We start from the raw sequence: 15,959 nt of genomic DNA on the forward strand, positions 1-15,959 counted from the left end.
AACAGTTTTGCGTAGTTTCGTTTTATCTAAAAATCAAGTAATAAGGAGCTTGTGAATGCTTGAGATTACCAATCTATCTTTTACATTACCAAATCAACAAACGTTCTTTCAAAATGTATCGGTGACGCTTCATCAAGGAGAAATAGTTGGAATAAGTGGTGCCAGTGGCTTAGGTAAGACAACATTTGCCAAGGTGGTGACAGGTTATCTACCTGCTGAATCGGGAGAAATCAATTGTAAAAGATTAAAAAATACCCCACATCCGATCCAGTTAATATGGCAACATCCCGAACAAGCCGTTAATCCTAAATGGCGAATTCGGAAAGTGCTAGAAGAAGCTGGTCCAATCGATCAGGAATTACTAGAAGAATTACAGATTCCCATTGAATGGTTACAACGTTACCCTCACCAACTCTCAGGAGGCCAGCTACAAAGAATATGTATTGCGCGTTGTCTATTAACGCATCCTTCCTATATTATTGCAGATGAAATGACGACGATGTTAGACCCGATTGCGCAAGCTGAAATATGGCAACTGATAACGAACCATGTCCAAGAGAAAAAGATCGGATTACTGATTATTAGTCATGATCACCTATTGTTAGATAATCTATGTGAAAAAATAATAGACTTTACCCAATATGTGAAACCATTGGATGATAACTATCGTAATAACCATGAAGGGGTGAGAACATGAGAGAACAACCTAATGAAAGAATCGCAACAGATGCGATTAAAGCGTGGAAATTAACGGCCCAACTTATTGCAATTATACCGTTATTAATTACAATTGGAGCATTTGTTGCAGCCTATTTTTTTGATTTTCTATCATATTGGATAGGAATTGTACTAGCAGTCTTAACTGTTCTAGAATGGGCTATCTCCATACTAATTATTCCAAAATTAAGATGGAGAAGATGGCGCTACCAAATCTATGATCAGGAAATATACATACAGCATGGCATTTTAATTGTGACTAGAACGGTAGTGCCAATGATACGGGTACAGCATGTCGATACCCAGCAAGGGCCGATTTTAAAGAAGTATGGATTATCGACACTACAGATTTCCACAGCTGCTACAACACATGAAATACCTGCCTTATTAGAGGATGAGGCTGCCGATTTGCGTGACCAAATTTCTGAACTAGCGAGGGTGGAGCAAGATGATGTCTGAACCAAAGCGATTACATCCTGCAGGCATGATATTTAATATCATTCAGGCAATCCGACATTCCGTATTTGGTTTTTTACCACTTGTCATTATAGCTGTGGGGAATGATGCATGGTTTTATGTCATTCTTGGTGCCTCCATTCTCATCGGTTTAATTATTTTATTTAGTGTTTTCTCTTGGCTTCGCTACACTTATCAATTAGAAGAAGATCAAATTCGGATAGAACAAGGTATTCTTATAAGGAAAAAGCGAACGATTTCCAAACATCGGATCCAGTCAATTGATCTGTCTCAAAATATTATTCATCGTATTTTTGGATTAACAAAAGTACAGATTGAAACAGCCGGTAGTGATCATCGGATCGATGCTGCTTTATCTGCAGTAACGATGGCAGATGGAAAAATGCTTCATGATCAGCTGAAATACAAAAAACAAGTAACCGAGACTGACGATAACGGAGAAGAACAGAATCTAAAAGAGGAAGTACATGAACTCGATTATCCACAGAAAAAAATTACACCGAAAGCGTTATTTGTTGCTGGATCAACATCAGGAAGTTTTGGTATTATCCTCGGTTTAGCAGGTTTAGCCTTTTCAGAATTAGAAACGTTTATCCCGGATCGATTCTATAATCAGGCAACAGAATGGGTGTTTTCTCAAGCTGTTCAAGTATTGATTGGGTTAGCAGTCATCGTTTTAATTTTATTGTGGGTACTAGGTATATTAACATCTATCATCCAGTATTGGAATTTCACCATTACCAGATATGACAAAGAATTATTTATAACGAGAGGGTTATTAGAAAAGAAGCAATCAACCATTCCATTAAAGAGGATACAAGCGGTTGGTATTAAGGAAACAATTATTCGACAGCCATTAGGGTTAGCTTCAGTTTATGTCGAGATTGCTAGTGGAGAAATTGGCCAGAATCAAGAGATGCATACATTAATTTTCCCTCTGATGCGTAAAAAACATATTGCTAGCTTCTTAAAGGATTTATTACCTGAATATCGATATCAACCCGAAGGAATGGTGAAATTACCTACGAAAGCAATACCTTACTATATTATTCGATCAGTTATCATTCCGTTGATCGCAACGATTGTCGTTGCTGTACAATTTACTGAATTCACCTGGATACCGGGAATAGTAATGTTACTTTCCTGCATATATGGTTATTTTCAATACAAAACATCTGGTTACCTTATTCAGGATCAGCAATTGTTGGTCCAATCTCGAACCATTAGTAAGGATACCGCTTTAGTTCCACATAAGAGATTACAGTCCTTGCAAAAGAAACAGCATATCTTACACCGAAAACAAGGATTAGCCACATTAGATACCGCAATTTTAAATAAATTTGTAGGTCGTCATTTTATTGTAAAAGAACTAAGAGTGGAGGATGTCGATCAGATAGCAGATTGGTATTCTTATCGAAAAAAGCCGTTATCATAATAAAGTGAAGAAGGATAGTTAGTACTGAAAAGCGTACTGACTATCCTTTTTAATCAGATAGGAAAGTATATAATAAGCGGCATGATAGTGTTTTTGTATCATAGGTGGTCACTTTGAAATGATATGTAGACGGAAAGCATCGTTCCGGCTGCCCGCTTCCGTTTCCGTGAGGTTTTACCTGCAGCTAACTTTTCCAAGCAAAAACCCACGAAAAGAGAAGTGGGGTAGCCGGAGTGGTGGTCAAGCAGTTAATTGAATTCCATAATGGCGAAGTGTTTGCTTACTATATTTTAAATAAAAAAGTTGACGAATTTTTGCGTTAGGAGTATTATTTTTCCCATGAGAAACTTTTTGAATATTTGGGCATATATATAAATGAGTCCTTTGACCATGACGAACAATCGCCCGTAAGCTCCCGTTTCAAAAAGAAGTAACAAGGGAGATAACGGACGCTATGGAAGTCTTGCTCTATTATAGATTGCATAGGAGAGGTGTACAGCTAATGGAATTAGAAGGGGTAGCATTGGCGTTTAGTTTGACCTTGCTAGCAGGTTTGGCAACTGGGGTTGGAAGTATATTAGCATTTTTCACGTCTAATACAAATACGAAATTTTTGTCCTGGGCATTAGGGTTTTCAGCTGGAGTGATGATCTATGTCTCAATGGTAGAAATTTTTGTGAAAGCACAAGACTCATTAGTTGGCGAATTAGGGGAAACAACAGGTAGCTGGCTGACCGTCATCGGATTTTTTGCAGGAATGATTTTAATAGCATTAATTGATAAATTTATTCCTAAACAGGGCAATCCACATGAATTGAAAAAAGTAGAGGATATGAACAAAAATCCAAATGGTGATGGCAGTTTATTAAAAATGGGTACATTCACAGCACTAGCTATTGCCATTCATAACTTTCCTGAAGGGATTGCTACCTTCACAGCTGCCTTACAAGATCCAGGTTTAGGGGTTGCCATTGCGATTGCCATAGCAATTCATAATATTCCAGAGGGGATTGCTGTCTCGGTGCCAATTTATTTTTCGACAGGAGATAAGAAGAAAGCATTTAAATTGTCCTTTTTGTCAGGATTAGCTGAACCAATTGGAGCATTAGCTGCCTTTTTATTTTTAATGCCTTTTCTATCAGATGTGTTGTTTGGTATGATATTTGCGGCCGTTGCTGGAATTATGGTATTTATCTCTTTAGATGAATTACTGCCAGCAGCTAAGAAGTACGATGAAGCTCACACATCTATTTACGGCCTTATTGCAGGGATGGCAATAATGGCACTAAGTTTATTATTGTTCATTTGAAAAACGGGGATTTCCCCGTTTTTCAATTTAATGTTTTTTCTAATTTCGTATCATTTTAGCAATAAAGACTACAAGTGCAATCACTAGTAGAATGTGTATTAGCCCACCTGCAACTTCAAATATAAATCCAATAATCCATGCTAACAATAAAATTCCTATAATGGTCCAAATCATGAAGTCCACTCCTTTTTATCATGTGTTACGTATAAAATACCCACAATCGACAATAATAAACTTTTTTCGAAAAAATGTTGCAATCATAGAAGTAGCTTGTTATAATAATCAACGTGGTTTCGTTAAGAGATTGTTAACTGTTTTTAATAAATTGTTAATAAATCATAGATGCGGGTGTAGTTTAGTGGTAAAACCTCAGCCACGAGCAATACATCTACCGAGTAAGCTACGAGTTGTTCCGAAGCATTTACATCTATGAATTTACTAGTAGATGCAGGAACATGATTGGGCAAAGACAAGATATAGATATGATGTTTATGATTAAATGCGGGTGTAGTTTAGTGGTAAAACCTCAGCCTTCCAAGCTGATGTCGAGGGTTCGATTCCCTTCACCCGCTCCATACATAGGGTTGAACGTAGTGTTTCGTTTTTAAATGAAGCATTACGTTTTTTATTTTATCAAATGATCTATCCAAATGAATTACGACAAATTAAGTTAGAGTCTGATTAAAACACTTGCGCATTACTGTTTACAACTTGTATTGTAGAGAATGAATAACAATATATAAGAGGGGTAAATAGTATGAAGAAGTTACAACAACTCTTACAAAATATAGATGGAAAAGGTTATAAAGCTTATAAATCAATTCAAGGAAGTTATTCCTTCCACCGTTATGAAGTATGTGTGGACTATGTACAGGGTGATCCCTTTGCTTCACCTTCGAAAATTCGTATTGTAATACCAGATGTTTATCGTCCAATAAAAGATGAATGGAAACAATACAAACAAAGAAACATATATGTAGCTGACCATATTGCCCGATCGGTAGCGAAGGCGATTAAGAAAGAATCCAACCAACCAAAAGGATCTGGCAAAAGCGGATTAATCCATATTGATCAGCCCGGTCAGGAAATTCTCGAACGGACAGCAGTTCAAATAAAAAAAGATAAAACAATTATTTGTTTATCAGTTGGTTTGCCAGCAAACGGTCGCCGTATAAATGGTAAAGAAGCTGAAAAACTATTTTTTTCAATATTACCTTCGATTTTAAAAAACTCGATTTTCTCTATTAAAGATGATGAATTAGCAAAAAGTGTTCAATTAGCAGATCAACATATTGCTATTAGAGAGAAAATGAAGGAAAATAATTGGATTGCTTTTGTTGCAGATGGTGCAATACTTCCTCGGGAAAGTGGTGTAAGCAACCGGCCACTAAGAAAAGCAGTACCTTTTGAAAGTCCTCAAGAAAATCGAGTGGAAATTAAGCTACCACATCGTGAGGAAGCTTTAACAGGTATGGCAATCAGGAAAGGTATAAGTCTGATTGTTGGTGGCGGCTATCATGGTAAAAGTACATTATTGCAAGCGTTGGAACGTGGCGTTTATCATCATATTCGAGGTGATGGACGTGAGTACGTGCTAACTGATCCTGACGCTGTGAAAATAAGAGCGGAGGATGGCAGACAGGTAACATCGGTTAATATTTCTGCTTTTATTAATGATCTGCCTCATGGACAAACGACAACAAAATTCACGACAGAGAATGCCAGTGGCAGTACCTCACAAGCTACAAATGTAGTGGAAGCAATTGAAGCCGGGGCGACAACCCTGTTAATTGATGAAGATACAAGTGCGACAAATTTTATGATACGTGATGCACGTATGCAAGCACTTGTTCACCAAGATAAAGAACCGATTACACCATTTATCGATAAAATTAAACAATTACGAGATGATTTGGATGTATCCACGATTTTAGTAATGGGCGGTTCTGGTGATTACTTTGATGTGGCAGATCAAGTAATCATGATGGATCAATATAAACCATTTAATGTAACAGAAAAAGCTCGAGAAATTGTGGAAAATCAGCCGGTATCCCGTCAGCCGGTTACGGAAAAGCTGGTAAGAGATATGAATCAACGCATCTTTTTACCACCAAGTTTAAACTTACAAAAAGGGAAAAAGAAAAAAGTCCAAGCAAAAGGTTTATATACAGTTATGATGGGCGCGTCAACAATCCAGCTTGAAGATGTGGAGCAGTTAGTTGATGCTTCCCAAACTCGAGCAATCGCAGAACTGTTACGTTATATGGAAGCAAAAGGGGTGTTAGAGCAAGGTAAATCTTTAACTGCATTGCTTAACGATATCGAGCATGTAATGGATCAAGAAGGACTACAAGCTTTCGCACCTTTCCCGAATCAACACCCTGGTGACCTTGCTAGACCAAGACGATTTGAAATTGCGGCATGTTTAAACCGCATGAGAACAGCAAAAGTTCAATAAGGAGGTGAGTGTAATGGCATATCAACAGCTAAAAGAAGAGTTAATTACTTATAGTAAAGAAATTGGTATTGATAAAATAGGCTTTGCTAGTACGGAACCTTTCGCTGAATTTAAATCAAGGCTAGAAGAACAGCAAGCACTAGGCTATGCTTCAGGTTTTGAAAAAGGAACGAATGAAGAAAGAACAGAACCGGAACGATTAATGCCAGGTGCAGAGTCGATTATTGCCATTGCACTTGCCTATCCGACAAGAATTAAAAACGATCCGAAGAGTGTCAAAGGAGACCGCCGTGGTTTATTCGCTCGTGCATCGTGGGGAACAGATTATCATATCGTTTTAAAAGAAAAATTAGATAAGCTAGCTTCTTTTTTACAGGAAAAAGTGCCAGGCTTCCAATTTAGTTCAATGGTAGATACAGGAGAATTGTCTGATCGAGCGGTGGCAGAACGGGCTGGTATTGGGTTTAGTGGCAGTAATACGTTAATCATTTCACCGGAGTATGGATCTTATATTTATTTAGGTGAAATGATTACCAATATACCTTTTCCAGCGGATCAACCACTTGATGAGGGGTGTGGGACTTGTACGAAATGTATTGATGCTTGTCCAACAGGTGCACTCGTCGAGCCGGGAAGATTAAATGCGCAGCAATGTCTCGCATTTCTTACCCAAACGAAAGGTTTTATGCCAGATGAACATCGAGAAAAGCTGGGAAGCTACATCTACGGTTATGAAACTTGCCAGGTGGTCTGCCCGTATAATAAAGGAGTAGATTTTCACCATCATGAAGAGTTTGAGCCTGATCCAGATCTGGTAAAACCAAGACTTGTTGATTTGCTGGCTGTTTCTAACCGTGAATTCAAAGAGAAATTCGGGAAAATGGCCGGTTCGTGGCGTGGAAAGAAACCACTGCAACGTAATGCCATTCTTGCCTTGGCCCATTATAAGGAGTCATCAGCTATCGATATGTTAATCAAGTTAATGAATGATGACCCACGTCCCGTCATCCGTGGAACAGCAGCATGGGCAATCGGTAAAATTGGAGAAGAAAGAGGATTCCGTGCCATCGAACAAGCAATGCAGCGAGAAAAAGAACCAGAAGTAATAGAAGAGATGGAAAAAGGTTTACAATTTGAATCCATATCAACCAATTAATAGGAGGTTCTGTATGAATGAGTTGAACTATTATCCGTATGATTCACCGCTTGGCACTCTTTTACTCGTAAGTTATGATCAGCATCTTATTTTCATTAAATTTGGGACGATGAAGGAGAATGAACAGGAAATTATTGCTTGGGCTGAAAAACATGCTTTACCTACTAAATTAGTAGAATCAAAGGAAGTATTGCAAGAGACAATTAGCCAATTGACCCAATATTTTAACGGGGAGCGAAAAACCTTTTCAATACCGTATAAATTTTATGGTACGCCTTTTCAACAAAAGGTATGGCAAGCATTGGCCAAAGTAGAGTATGGAAAAACATGTTCTTACCTGGATATCGCTAAAAGTGTTGATTCACCGAAAGCAGTACGAGCTGTTGGAGGTGCGAATAACAAAAATCCGATTTCCATCATTATTCCTTGCCATCGTGTGATTGGAAAAAACGGTAAGTTAATCGGTTACGGTGGTGGCTTGGACAAAAAAGAATATTTACTAGAATTAGAGAGGGCGGAAGTTTGATCTTCCGCCCTTATATCATTTTATTCTGCTGCTTCGTCTTCAGATGTCTCAGTTGTTTCTTCTGTTTGATCTTCCTCCGTGTCACTTTCTTCGTCTCCAGCACAAGCAGTAAGCCCGCCAAATGCTAAGAAAGCAACAGCTAAAAGAGATAGCCATTTTTTCTTCATCCGTAATCCCTCCTTCAAATTCCATTCTAAAAATCCATATGGTAAATTACAACTGAAAATGCCATATATTAACTAAAATTTATATTATTTACATAGAGTTAACATTAAAAAAGTTAGTAAGATATTCTGAGTAAATTAATAGGATAGAAGAAAGCTAATCCACATTGTTTACAGCCATTTTCGAGGAATATTTTGAACTAAATTAGAATGATTAACGAGACAATATGAAAATATAAACGCTTGGATTAAAAAATCCAAGCGTTTATGTGTTTACTTATTTAGTATTATTCTAACTCAACGTCTCCGTTCATTTCACCTTCTGCTCCGGTATCGTCTCCACTATCTTCTTCCATTGGTGCCTCTTCATCGGCTGGTGCTTCCTCTTCAGCAGCAGGATCATCTTCTGGCGCTGGCGCCTCCTCGTCCGCTGGTGCTTGATCTTCCGTTGGCGTATCTTCTGCAGGGTCAGGGCTTTCATCCTCACCACAAGCTGCTAAACCACCGACTGTCAGTACTGAAATGCCTATCAATGATAATATTTTCTTCTTCATGTTTAATTCCTCCTTCTTGTATATTCACAAATCGTATTCCCAAGGAGGAAACGAATTAATCATAAAAAAAACACATTTAATATAATGTTAATAAGATGAAATTATAGTCATAGATTTGAAACTTTACTGTAAACTCTTAATCTGATAATTTTCTATTCTTTTGATAGGAAGATTTTAAAGAGATAAACCCCATCACAAACCACAACATGGCGATGAAGAATAATAGCCCGATCAAATTGTAAAATGCCGACATCTTATTAGGAAAGTCAACAATAAGGATATAAAGTAACAGAAATATTATCACAAAGCTTGTTGTTTTGATGGTAAGAACTTTTAATTCCTTTTTGTATGCTCTTTCATTATCAACTTCTGTATATTCGATACCAGATAGAGAATATCGAAGCATCACATATACTCCGTATATTCCTAAAGCAATCATGATAGTTAATTGGTGGTCAAACGCTATTACATTAGAGAATATAATGGTTAACAGAAGAAAAATAACTAGTAGTATGGCTCCTTCTGTATAAAAATAGAGAAGCTTTCTTTCTTTGTACTCGTCATCTGGTAATAGAAAAGATATCCATGTTTTCATTCTTTATTTACCTCCCAAAACAAATCATCTAGTGTTTTGTTTAATGTTTTTGCAATGGCGACACATAACTGAAGTGTCGGATTATACTCACCTTTTTCAATTAAGCCGATCGTTTGACGCGTTACTCCAACCTGTTTAGCTAGTTCTCCTTGAGTCATATTTATCATAACCCGTGTAATCTTAACTCGATTTTTCATAGGTCACTCCTTTTATGTAATATATATGTTACTTATGTAATGTATATATTACATTATATTTAGACTAATTGCAACTCTTGTGAATATACATAGAATCAGGGAGGGGATTGTTTTGTCAGAATGGGAGTTAATTAAAAAGCATTGGAAAGAAAACTGGAATCGTAGCGAGCATTCTCTTCACAAAAAACAACAGTTGCACAGGAAATATGGCAAAAGGATTAATCATATAGATATCGTAGGTAAAAAGCGAGATATAATTTCACATGGTGATAGCTTTGAAATAACGTATCACTTGTATATCAAATTGTTTATTGAGGATCAAGATAATTTTTACCATGAGGAAGTGGTAGAGCACCGGGTTGCTACGATAGAGAATGATGAAATCGTAAAAGATAAGGAGATTTCATTTCTACCAGCTCTAAAACCAGAGAAGATTGAAGCAGGTCAACACTCTGTTCGATTTGCATATGACCGAAGAGCGGCAGTTCAATATGCAGAACGGTGGTGGAACGACGCTAATCCTGCCTATCGCTTTTTTGAAGATAATGACTGTACGAACTATATCTCGCAATGTCTAAGAGCTGGTGGAGCTCCAATGCATGGTGCGCCCAATCGTTCAAAAGGCTGGTGGTACCAACAAGATAATTGGAGTTTTAGTTGGTCGGTAGCAAACGCTTTAAGATGGTATTTAAGTGGATCGACAACAGGGTTAAAGGGAAAAGAACTTGATAATCCAGAAGATCTTTTGCTCGGAGATGTGATTTGTTATGACTTTCAAGGAGATGGCAGATGGGATCATAATACGATTGTGGTTGCTAAAGATAGTCAAAATATGCCGTTAGTGAATGCTCACACCAATAACAGTCGTCATCGGTACTGGACTTATGAAGATTCAGCAGCATGGACACCAAATTGCCAATATCGTTTTTTTCGAATAGGAGAGGAAGATCGTGCAAATGATTAAGATTATGGTATAATGACTAAGTTAATAAGCAATATATGAGGTGAAATACATTGGCAGTCCATGTCGTTTTATATCAACCAGAGATCCCTGCAAATACGGGAAATATAGCAAGAACTTGTTTGGCAACAAATGTTGATTTACACTTAATTCGACCACTCGGTTTTTCTACCGATGATAAGATGTTACGACGTGCCGGTTTGGATTACTGGCATGATGTTTCGATTAATTATTATGATTCATTGGATGAATTATATGAAACATTTCCGAATGCTGAATTTTATTATATCGAAAACTTTGGAACAAAATATTATTCGGACTTTGATTTTAGTGACAGTGAAAAAGATTTGTTTTTCGTTTTTGGCCGTGAAACTAACGGCATTCCGAAGGAACTGTTAGAAGGAAAAGAAGACCGTTGTCTTCGCATCCATATGACAGACAAGGTTCGTTCGTTGAATTTATCTAATACGGCAGCAATTATCGTCTATGATGTTTTGAAACAACAAGGCTTTCCTGGCTTAGATTAACCACAGCATAAATTGTTGTGGTTTTTTGAATATCGGAAAAACAGCTACAATATCTTATCGGGAAAACCTCTGATTTTATTTGATAGATTTCCCCGTAATTTCCTTATTACCGGGAAAACTCACCTATTTCATAGACACTTTTCCCGGTTAAATCATCTTTACGGGGAAATCCTACAATTTCATTCAGCAGTTTTCCCGATAAACTTCATGGAGGTGATAAAATGGAACAGGGAACAGTAATCCAAAAGACAGAAGAGATGGTACGTAAGCAGTTATTAGGTGAAGGATCTGGTCATGATTGGTATCATATTGAACGAGTGACGACTACAGCAAAAAAACTTGCTACTGAAGAAAATGCTGATCTTTTTGTTGTGACACTAGCAGCATTATTACACGATTTAGCAGATGATAAAGTAGTAGAAAGTGAAGAGAAGGGGTTAGCAGCAATTCAGGATTGGCTTGTTCAACATCAGGTAGATCAAGATGTTATCGAACATATTCTAACGATCATAAAGGATATGTCATTTAAAGGCGGTAACAGTAAACAGCTCGATTCAATTGAAGGACAAGTTGTTCAAGATGCAGACAGGTTAGATGCAATTGGAGCAGTTGGGATTGCCCGTTGCTTTGTTTATGCTGGGAGAAAGGGGCAACCAATCTATGATCCAGAAATAGAAGTACGAGAACAAATGACAACAGAAGAGTACCGTCAAGGTAAAACAAGCGCGATTCATCATTTTTATGAAAAATTGTTGAAATTAAAAGATTTGATGAATACAAAAGCAGGATATCGTTTAGCACAGGAAAGACATCTTGTGATGGAACAATTTTTAAATGCTTTTTATCTAGAAGTTGGTGAAGTTAAAAGACCTGAATAATAAAGGAGAGGTTAATTTGACGTCGATTTGTTTTGTAAGGCATGGGGAAACAGAATGGAACGCTTTAGGAAAAATTCAAGGACAGACAGATATTCCGTTGAACAACAGTGGCCGTTCGCAAGCCAATGAGTGTGGTCGTTACTTACAAGATTTTGAATGGGATGTAATCATAACAAGTCCCTTACAACGAGCGAAAGAAACAGCAACTATCATCAATAAGTATTTGCACTTACCTTTAATAGAAATGAATGACTTTCGTGAAAGAGGATTTGGCGATGTAGAAGGAATGACATTTCAGAAACGTGCAGAGATATCCCCGAATGGCAACTACCCTAATCAGGAAAGTTTTGAAGCACTTACGGATCGCCTTGTGAAAGGATTGCAAAACATACATCAAATACATAAAGAAAAGAAAGTGCTACTTATCGCTCATGGCGCAGTAATTAATGCGATTTTATCCAATTTTTCAGACGGGAAAGTCGGATCAGGAAAGACCAGACTTGTTAACGGGTGTATTAATCATATCGAATGGATAGAAGAAACTTGGAAAATTAAGAGCTATAATCAGACAGAACATCTATCAGCTTTTAGTGAAAAAGGCAGTGTATGAAACTGGATTGGTTCTTGAGTAGAATAGGGAAAAAAGAAGTAAGTTCACATCTATTAAACAAGCCGATTGATTTTTAAGTAGTGACATTCACTACTTTTTATCATATACTATATTCAAATAATCAAATGAATGTTTGAATGAGGTGTCGATAAATGAAATGTGAAACATATTGTTATGATGAAGCGGTTGTTGCGCGTGTGCAACCGAAAATAGAACAACTTTCAGGTGTCGAAATGATTTTTAAAGCATTATCTGATGCGACACGATTAAAAATCACATATGCCTTAACATTAGAAAAAGAACTATGCGTATGTGATGTGGCGAATATTATTGGATCTTCGACGGCGACTGCATCTCATCATTTGCGGATGCTCCGCAATATGGGATTGGCGAAATATCGCAAGGAAGGAAAGCTTGTTTTTTATTCATTAAAAGACGATCATGTACATCAACTTGTGACGATTGCGAAAGCACATGCAGAAGAAGGTGTTCACGTTGGCTGAGAAACAAGTCTTCCGCCTCCAAGGTTTATCATGTACTAACTGTGCTGCTACGTTTGAGAAAAATGTCCGTAATATTAAAAGTGTGGATGATGTAAATGTTAATTTTTCTGCTGCAAAATTAACCGTTTATGGTAATGCTACCATCAAGCAGTTAGAAGAAGCAGGAGCTTTTGACCATATTAAAGTGTATCCAGAAAAAACGAAAGCACCGGCTATTCCTTTTTACCAAAAAAGAGAAAACCAGTTAACGATGCTTTCTTTATTATTTGTCATGATTGGCTATGTCTTCTATTTCCAAATAGGAGAGCATCATCCTTTAACAATTGGAACCTTTCTAATGGCCATTATCATTGGTGGTTATGATCTGATCAAAACAGGAAGTAGAAACTTGCTAAAACTTCAGTTTGACATGAAAACATTAATGACAATTGCTGTGATTGGCGCAGCGATTATTGGCGAATGGGCAGAGGCAGCGGTTGTTGTATTCCTTTTTGCTTTGAGTGAAGCACTGGAAGGCTATTCGATGGATAAGGCGCGAAATTCGATCCAATCTTTAATGGAGGTAGCACCAAATCGAGCAACCATAAAAAAAGATAATCAATTAATTGAAATCGATGTTGAAGATGTGCGAATTGGCGATACGATGATTGTTAAGCCTGGAGAAAAAATTGCAATGGACGGTGTTGTGATAGAGGGGAACTCTTACGTTAACCAAGCGGCGATTACGGGTGAATCTGTTCCAGTTGAAAAAGAAGATGGATCAACTGTTTTTGCGGGTTCTATCAATGAGGAAGGTGCATTAGTAGTCGAAGTAACCAAATCAAGTGAGGATACAACGATCGCTAAAATCATTCATTTAGTAGAGGAAGCACAAGCGGAAAAAGCGCCAACTCAACAATTTGTTGATCGTTTTGCGAAATATTACACTCCTGCGATTATGATATTGGCTTTGCTTGTAATCGTTATCCCACCAATCTTTGGCGCAGACTGGCAGACATGGATTTATAATGGGTTAGCTGTGTTAGTTGTTGGTTGTCCATGTGCACTGGTCATTTCGACACCGGTTGCAATTGTGACAGCGATAGGCAATGCAGCTCGAAATGGTGTACTGATCAAAGGTGGAATTCATTTAGAGCAATTGGCAAACATTGATGCAGTTGCTTTTGATAAAACAGGAACGCTTACAATAGGTAGACCTGTAGTAACAGAAGTAAAAGCTATAAGCATAACTAAAGAAGAGTTATTGCAAATAGCAGGCGCACTAGAAGCATACTCTGAACACCCAATAGCGCGTGCGATTCATAACAAAACACAAGGGATGCGGTTGCCAGAAGCAACACAATTTAAATCCTTTACCGGAAAAGGAATCGCAGCTGTGATAAATGGTGTCCGCTATAAAATAGGAAACGCTAAACTGTTTGAAGAGAGCGAACTACCGTCGGTGTCAGCAAATACAGTATTATATATTGGCACCGATGACGAAGTAATGGGATATGTAACGGTTGCTGATCAGCCTCGACCGAAAGTAAAACAACAAATTACCCATCTTCATCAATTAGGGGTAAGCAAAACGGTCATGTTAACAGGCGATGTAACGAATGTCGCAGAAGAAATTGGACAAGAAACTGGCGTATCGGAAGTAAAGGCAGAACTTTTTCCCGAAGATAAGCTTTCTTATATGAAGCAATTAAAACAGACTCACCGTGTGGCGATGGTTGGAGATGGAATCAATGACGCACCATCACTAGCTGAAGCAAATGTTGGCATTGCTATGGGCGGGGCAGGTACGGATGTAGCGTTGGAAACAGCTGATATTGCATTAATGGGAGATGACTTATCGAAGATTCCGGACTCGATTCACTTAAGTAAGCGAACATTACGGATTATAAAAGAGAACATTTTCTTAGCGCTGTCTTTGAAAGTCGTTGCCCTTTTACTTGTAATTCCAGGATGGTTAACATTGTGGTTAGCGATATTTGCGGATATGGGTGCGACATTATTGGTCGTTTTAAATGCATTAAGGTTAATGCGAAAAAAGGATAGATAGGTGCCTCTGTTCACGAGATCATACCAAAAACTCGTGAACGGGCACTAAAAATCAATTAGTTACGACCAGAGCGAATAATATTCTGCATCTTTTCTACATTAGGATAGTTAAACTTCTCATATTGCTGGCACACTTTTTCAAGATCATAAGGAATTCGAACATGACTTGTTTGTACTTGTCCCGCGACAATATCAACTATTACATAAGAAGCTTTGGCAATCCCGTCAAAAGGTAAACCAACACTACCTAAATTAATAATGGTTTTACCTTCTACTGTACGTTCGTAAGCTTTGTGAATATGGCCATATAAATATAAATCGGCTTCTTTTTTTGTCGTTAATTTTGTTAACAGATCATTGTCCTTCATATTTGGTAAGACAACATCAAATAAACTGTCTGGAGTTGCATGGAAAGCATGAAGACGGACTCCCTCTTCTTCTAATGTTAATTCTGTTGGCAGAGACTCAAGGTAGGAAATTTGCTCTTCATTTAGTTGGCTTCTTATCCATTCTTGTTCTTGCTGCATGGTTTCTAAGGCTTGCTGTGGCACTTCACCTTCTCGAATACCTCTAACAACCCATTGATCAGCATTCCCTTTGATAACATCCGTATTTAATCCCCGAATTAAGTTTATTGACTTGGATGGTTCAGGTCCACGATAGGCGATGTCACCAAGTACGGCAATGCGATCAACCTGTTTCTTTTTGATATCATGTAATACTTCTTCCAAAGCTACAGCATTTCCGTGAATGTCCGAAATAAAAGCGATTCTCATTTTATCACCTCACACCCATCATAATGTATTATCTTTTGCTAAAGCAAAGATTTTGACGTTCTACAGGTGT

The 15,959-nt window shown here is 37.7% G+C and carries 19 protein-coding genes and 1 tRNA gene; 14 read left to right on the forward strand and 6 right to left on the reverse strand.

Annotated elements, in window-relative coordinates:
* Positions 1–55 precede the first annotated feature (55 nt).
* From GHT08_RS16215 to zupT, 4 genes are all read left to right on the forward strand, one after another.
* Positions 56–697 (forward strand): ABC transporter ATP-binding protein, encoded by a 642-nt coding sequence (locus GHT08_RS16215; RefSeq protein WP_163582519.1) that lies wholly within the window; start codon positions 56–58, stop codon positions 695–697.
* Positions 694–1,176 carry a PH domain-containing protein gene (locus GHT08_RS16220; protein ID WP_163582520.1) on the forward strand — a complete coding sequence of 161 codons (483 nt, stop codon included), beginning with the start codon at positions 694–696 and terminating at the stop codon, positions 1,174–1,176. The genes GHT08_RS16215 and GHT08_RS16220 overlap by 4 nt, the downstream gene beginning before the upstream one ends.
* Positions 1,169–2,629, forward strand: coding sequence for a PH domain-containing protein (locus tag GHT08_RS16225; RefSeq protein WP_238343599.1), 1,461 nt, complete (start codon positions 1,169–1,171; stop codon positions 2,627–2,629). Before GHT08_RS16220 ends, GHT08_RS16225 begins: the two co-directional genes overlap by 8 nt.
* A 502-nt stretch (positions 2,630–3,131) precedes the next feature.
* Positions 3,132–3,938 carry a zinc transporter ZupT gene (zupT, locus tag GHT08_RS16230; protein WP_163582522.1) on the forward strand — a complete coding sequence of 269 codons (807 nt, stop codon included), beginning with the start codon at positions 3,132–3,134 and terminating at the stop codon, positions 3,936–3,938.
* Between the two features lie 39 nt (positions 3,939–3,977).
* Here zupT and GHT08_RS16235 read toward each other — a convergent pair whose 3' ends face one another.
* Positions 3,978–4,112 carry a lmo0937 family membrane protein gene (locus GHT08_RS16235; protein WP_163582523.1) on the reverse strand — a complete coding sequence of 45 codons (135 nt, stop codon included), beginning with the start codon at positions 4,110–4,112 and terminating at the stop codon, positions 3,978–3,980.
* Positions 4,113–4,439: 327 nt separating this feature from the next.
* Here GHT08_RS16235 and GHT08_RS16240 point away from each other — a divergent pair.
* From GHT08_RS16240 to GHT08_RS16255, 4 genes are all read left to right on the forward strand, one after another.
* A tRNA-Gly gene (locus tag GHT08_RS16240) sits at positions 4,440–4,513 on the forward strand.
* Between the two features lie 182 nt (positions 4,514–4,695).
* A complete protein-coding gene (locus GHT08_RS16245; protein ID WP_163582524.1) occupies positions 4,696–6,396 on the forward strand; it encodes an ABC-ATPase domain-containing protein in 1,701 nt (566 codons plus the stop codon).
* A gap of 13 nt (positions 6,397–6,409) precedes the next feature.
* Positions 6,410–7,552 (forward strand): tRNA epoxyqueuosine(34) reductase QueG, encoded by a 1,143-nt coding sequence (gene queG, locus GHT08_RS16250; protein ID WP_163582525.1) that lies wholly within the window; start codon positions 6,410–6,412, stop codon positions 7,550–7,552.
* A 13-nt stretch (positions 7,553–7,565) separates the two neighbouring features.
* Positions 7,566–8,078: a methylated-DNA--[protein]-cysteine S-methyltransferase gene (locus tag GHT08_RS16255; RefSeq protein ID WP_272953908.1), complete on the forward strand. Its 513-nt coding sequence runs from the start codon at positions 7,566–7,568 to the stop codon at positions 8,076–8,078.
* 20 nt (positions 8,079–8,098) lie between these two features.
* On the opposite strand, the gene GHT08_RS16260 is transcribed toward GHT08_RS16255, so the two are convergent.
* The 4 genes from GHT08_RS16260 to GHT08_RS16275 all read right to left on the reverse strand — a co-directional run bounded on the left by GHT08_RS16260 (position 8,099) and on the right by GHT08_RS16275 (position 9,588).
* The gene (locus GHT08_RS16260) at positions 8,099–8,245 is read right to left on the reverse strand and encodes a hypothetical protein (RefSeq protein ID WP_163582526.1); all 147 of its coding nucleotides are present in this window, start codon (positions 8,243–8,245) and stop codon (positions 8,099–8,101) included.
* Positions 8,246–8,529: 284 nt separating this feature from the next.
* On the reverse strand, positions 8,530–8,796 hold the full coding sequence (locus GHT08_RS16265) for a hypothetical protein (RefSeq protein ID WP_163582527.1): 267 nt from the start codon (positions 8,794–8,796) through the stop codon (positions 8,530–8,532).
* Between the two features lie 136 nt (positions 8,797–8,932).
* Complete coding sequence (locus GHT08_RS16270; RefSeq protein ID WP_163582528.1) at positions 8,933–9,391, reverse strand: hypothetical protein; 459 nt, start codon at positions 9,389–9,391, stop codon at positions 8,933–8,935.
* Positions 9,388–9,588, reverse strand: coding sequence for a helix-turn-helix transcriptional regulator (locus GHT08_RS16275; protein ID WP_163582529.1), 201 nt, complete (start codon positions 9,586–9,588; stop codon positions 9,388–9,390). Before GHT08_RS16275 ends, GHT08_RS16270 begins: the two co-directional genes overlap by 4 nt.
* A gap of 112 nt (positions 9,589–9,700) precedes the next feature.
* Here GHT08_RS16275 and GHT08_RS16280 point away from each other — a divergent pair, with 112 nt between their 5' ends.
* From GHT08_RS16280 to GHT08_RS16305, 6 genes are all read left to right on the forward strand, one after another.
* Positions 9,701–10,552 (forward strand): amidase domain-containing protein, encoded by an 852-nt coding sequence (locus tag GHT08_RS16280; RefSeq protein ID WP_163582530.1) that lies wholly within the window; start codon positions 9,701–9,703, stop codon positions 10,550–10,552.
* A gap of 50 nt (positions 10,553–10,602) precedes the next feature.
* Complete coding sequence (gene trmL, locus GHT08_RS16285) at positions 10,603–11,076, forward strand: tRNA (uridine(34)/cytosine(34)/5-carboxymethylaminomethyluridine(34)-2'-O)-methyltransferase TrmL (RefSeq protein ID WP_163582531.1); 474 nt, start codon at positions 10,603–10,605, stop codon at positions 11,074–11,076.
* A 221-nt stretch (positions 11,077–11,297) separates the two neighbouring features.
* Positions 11,298–11,954, forward strand: coding sequence for an HD domain-containing protein (locus GHT08_RS16290; RefSeq protein WP_163582532.1), 657 nt, complete (start codon positions 11,298–11,300; stop codon positions 11,952–11,954).
* A gap of 16 nt (positions 11,955–11,970) precedes the next feature.
* On the forward strand, positions 11,971–12,564 hold the full coding sequence (locus GHT08_RS16295) for a histidine phosphatase family protein (protein WP_163582533.1): 594 nt from the start codon (positions 11,971–11,973) through the stop codon (positions 12,562–12,564).
* 152 nt (positions 12,565–12,716) lie between these two features.
* Positions 12,717–13,067: an ArsR/SmtB family transcription factor gene (locus GHT08_RS16300; protein ID WP_163582534.1), complete on the forward strand. Its 351-nt coding sequence runs from the start codon at positions 12,717–12,719 to the stop codon at positions 13,065–13,067.
* Entirely contained in the window at positions 13,039–15,114 is a 2,076-nt protein-coding gene (locus GHT08_RS16305) for a heavy metal translocating P-type ATPase (RefSeq protein WP_163582535.1), read from the forward strand. The genes GHT08_RS16300 and GHT08_RS16305 overlap by 29 nt, the downstream gene beginning before the upstream one ends.
* A 55-nt stretch (positions 15,115–15,169) precedes the next feature.
* Here GHT08_RS16305 and GHT08_RS16310 read toward each other — a convergent pair whose 3' ends face one another.
* Complete coding sequence (locus GHT08_RS16310; RefSeq protein ID WP_163582536.1) at positions 15,170–15,889, reverse strand: metallophosphoesterase family protein; 720 nt, start codon at positions 15,887–15,889, stop codon at positions 15,170–15,172.
* Between the last annotated feature and the right edge of the window lie 70 nt (positions 15,890–15,959).

The organism is Gracilibacillus saliphilus (assembly GCF_010994085.1).
GTDB classification, from domain to species: Bacteria; Bacillota; Bacilli; order Bacillales; family Amphibacillaceae; genus Gracilibacillus; species Gracilibacillus lacisalsi.

Coding starts and splice junctions, on each gene's coding strand:
- GHT08_RS16215 (WP_163582519.1), top strand. CDS start 56: ATGCTTGAGATTACCAATCTATCTTTTACATTACCAAATCAACAAACG.
- GHT08_RS16270 (WP_163582528.1), bottom strand. CDS start 9,391: ATGAAAACATGGATATCTTTTCTATTACCAGATGACGAGTACAAAGAA.
- GHT08_RS16290 (WP_163582532.1), top strand. CDS start 11,298: ATGGAACAGGGAACAGTAATCCAAAAGACAGAAGAGATGGTACGTAAG.
- GHT08_RS16235 (WP_163582523.1), bottom strand. CDS start 4,112: ATGATTTGGACCATTATAGGAATTTTATTGTTAGCATGGATTATTGGA.
- GHT08_RS16225 (WP_238343599.1), top strand. CDS start 1,169: ATGTCTGAACCAAAGCGATTACATCCTGCAGGCATGATATTTAATATC.
- GHT08_RS16310 (WP_163582536.1), bottom strand. CDS start 15,889: ATGAGAATCGCTTTTATTTCGGACATTCACGGAAATGCTGTAGCTTTG.
- GHT08_RS16260 (WP_163582526.1), bottom strand. CDS start 8,245: ATGAAGAAAAAATGGCTATCTCTTTTAGCTGTTGCTTTCTTAGCATTT.
- GHT08_RS16275 (WP_163582529.1), bottom strand. CDS start 9,588: ATGAAAAATCGAGTTAAGATTACACGGGTTATGATAAATATGACTCAA.
- GHT08_RS16265 (WP_163582527.1), bottom strand. CDS start 8,796: ATGAAGAAGAAAATATTATCATTGATAGGCATTTCAGTACTGACAGTC.
- GHT08_RS16245 (WP_163582524.1), top strand. CDS start 4,696: ATGAAGAAGTTACAACAACTCTTACAAAATATAGATGGAAAAGGTTAT.
- queG (WP_163582525.1), top strand. CDS start 6,410: ATGGCATATCAACAGCTAAAAGAAGAGTTAATTACTTATAGTAAAGAA.
- GHT08_RS16305 (WP_163582535.1), top strand. CDS start 13,039: ATGCAGAAGAAGGTGTTCACGTTGGCTGAGAAACAAGTCTTCCGCCTC.
- zupT (WP_163582522.1), top strand. CDS start 3,132: ATGGAATTAGAAGGGGTAGCATTGGCGTTTAGTTTGACCTTGCTAGCA.
- GHT08_RS16220 (WP_163582520.1), top strand. CDS start 694: ATGAGAGAACAACCTAATGAAAGAATCGCAACAGATGCGATTAAAGCG.
- GHT08_RS16255 (WP_272953908.1), top strand. CDS start 7,566: ATGAATGAGTTGAACTATTATCCGTATGATTCACCGCTTGGCACTCTT.
- GHT08_RS16300 (WP_163582534.1), top strand. CDS start 12,717: ATGAAATGTGAAACATATTGTTATGATGAAGCGGTTGTTGCGCGTGTG.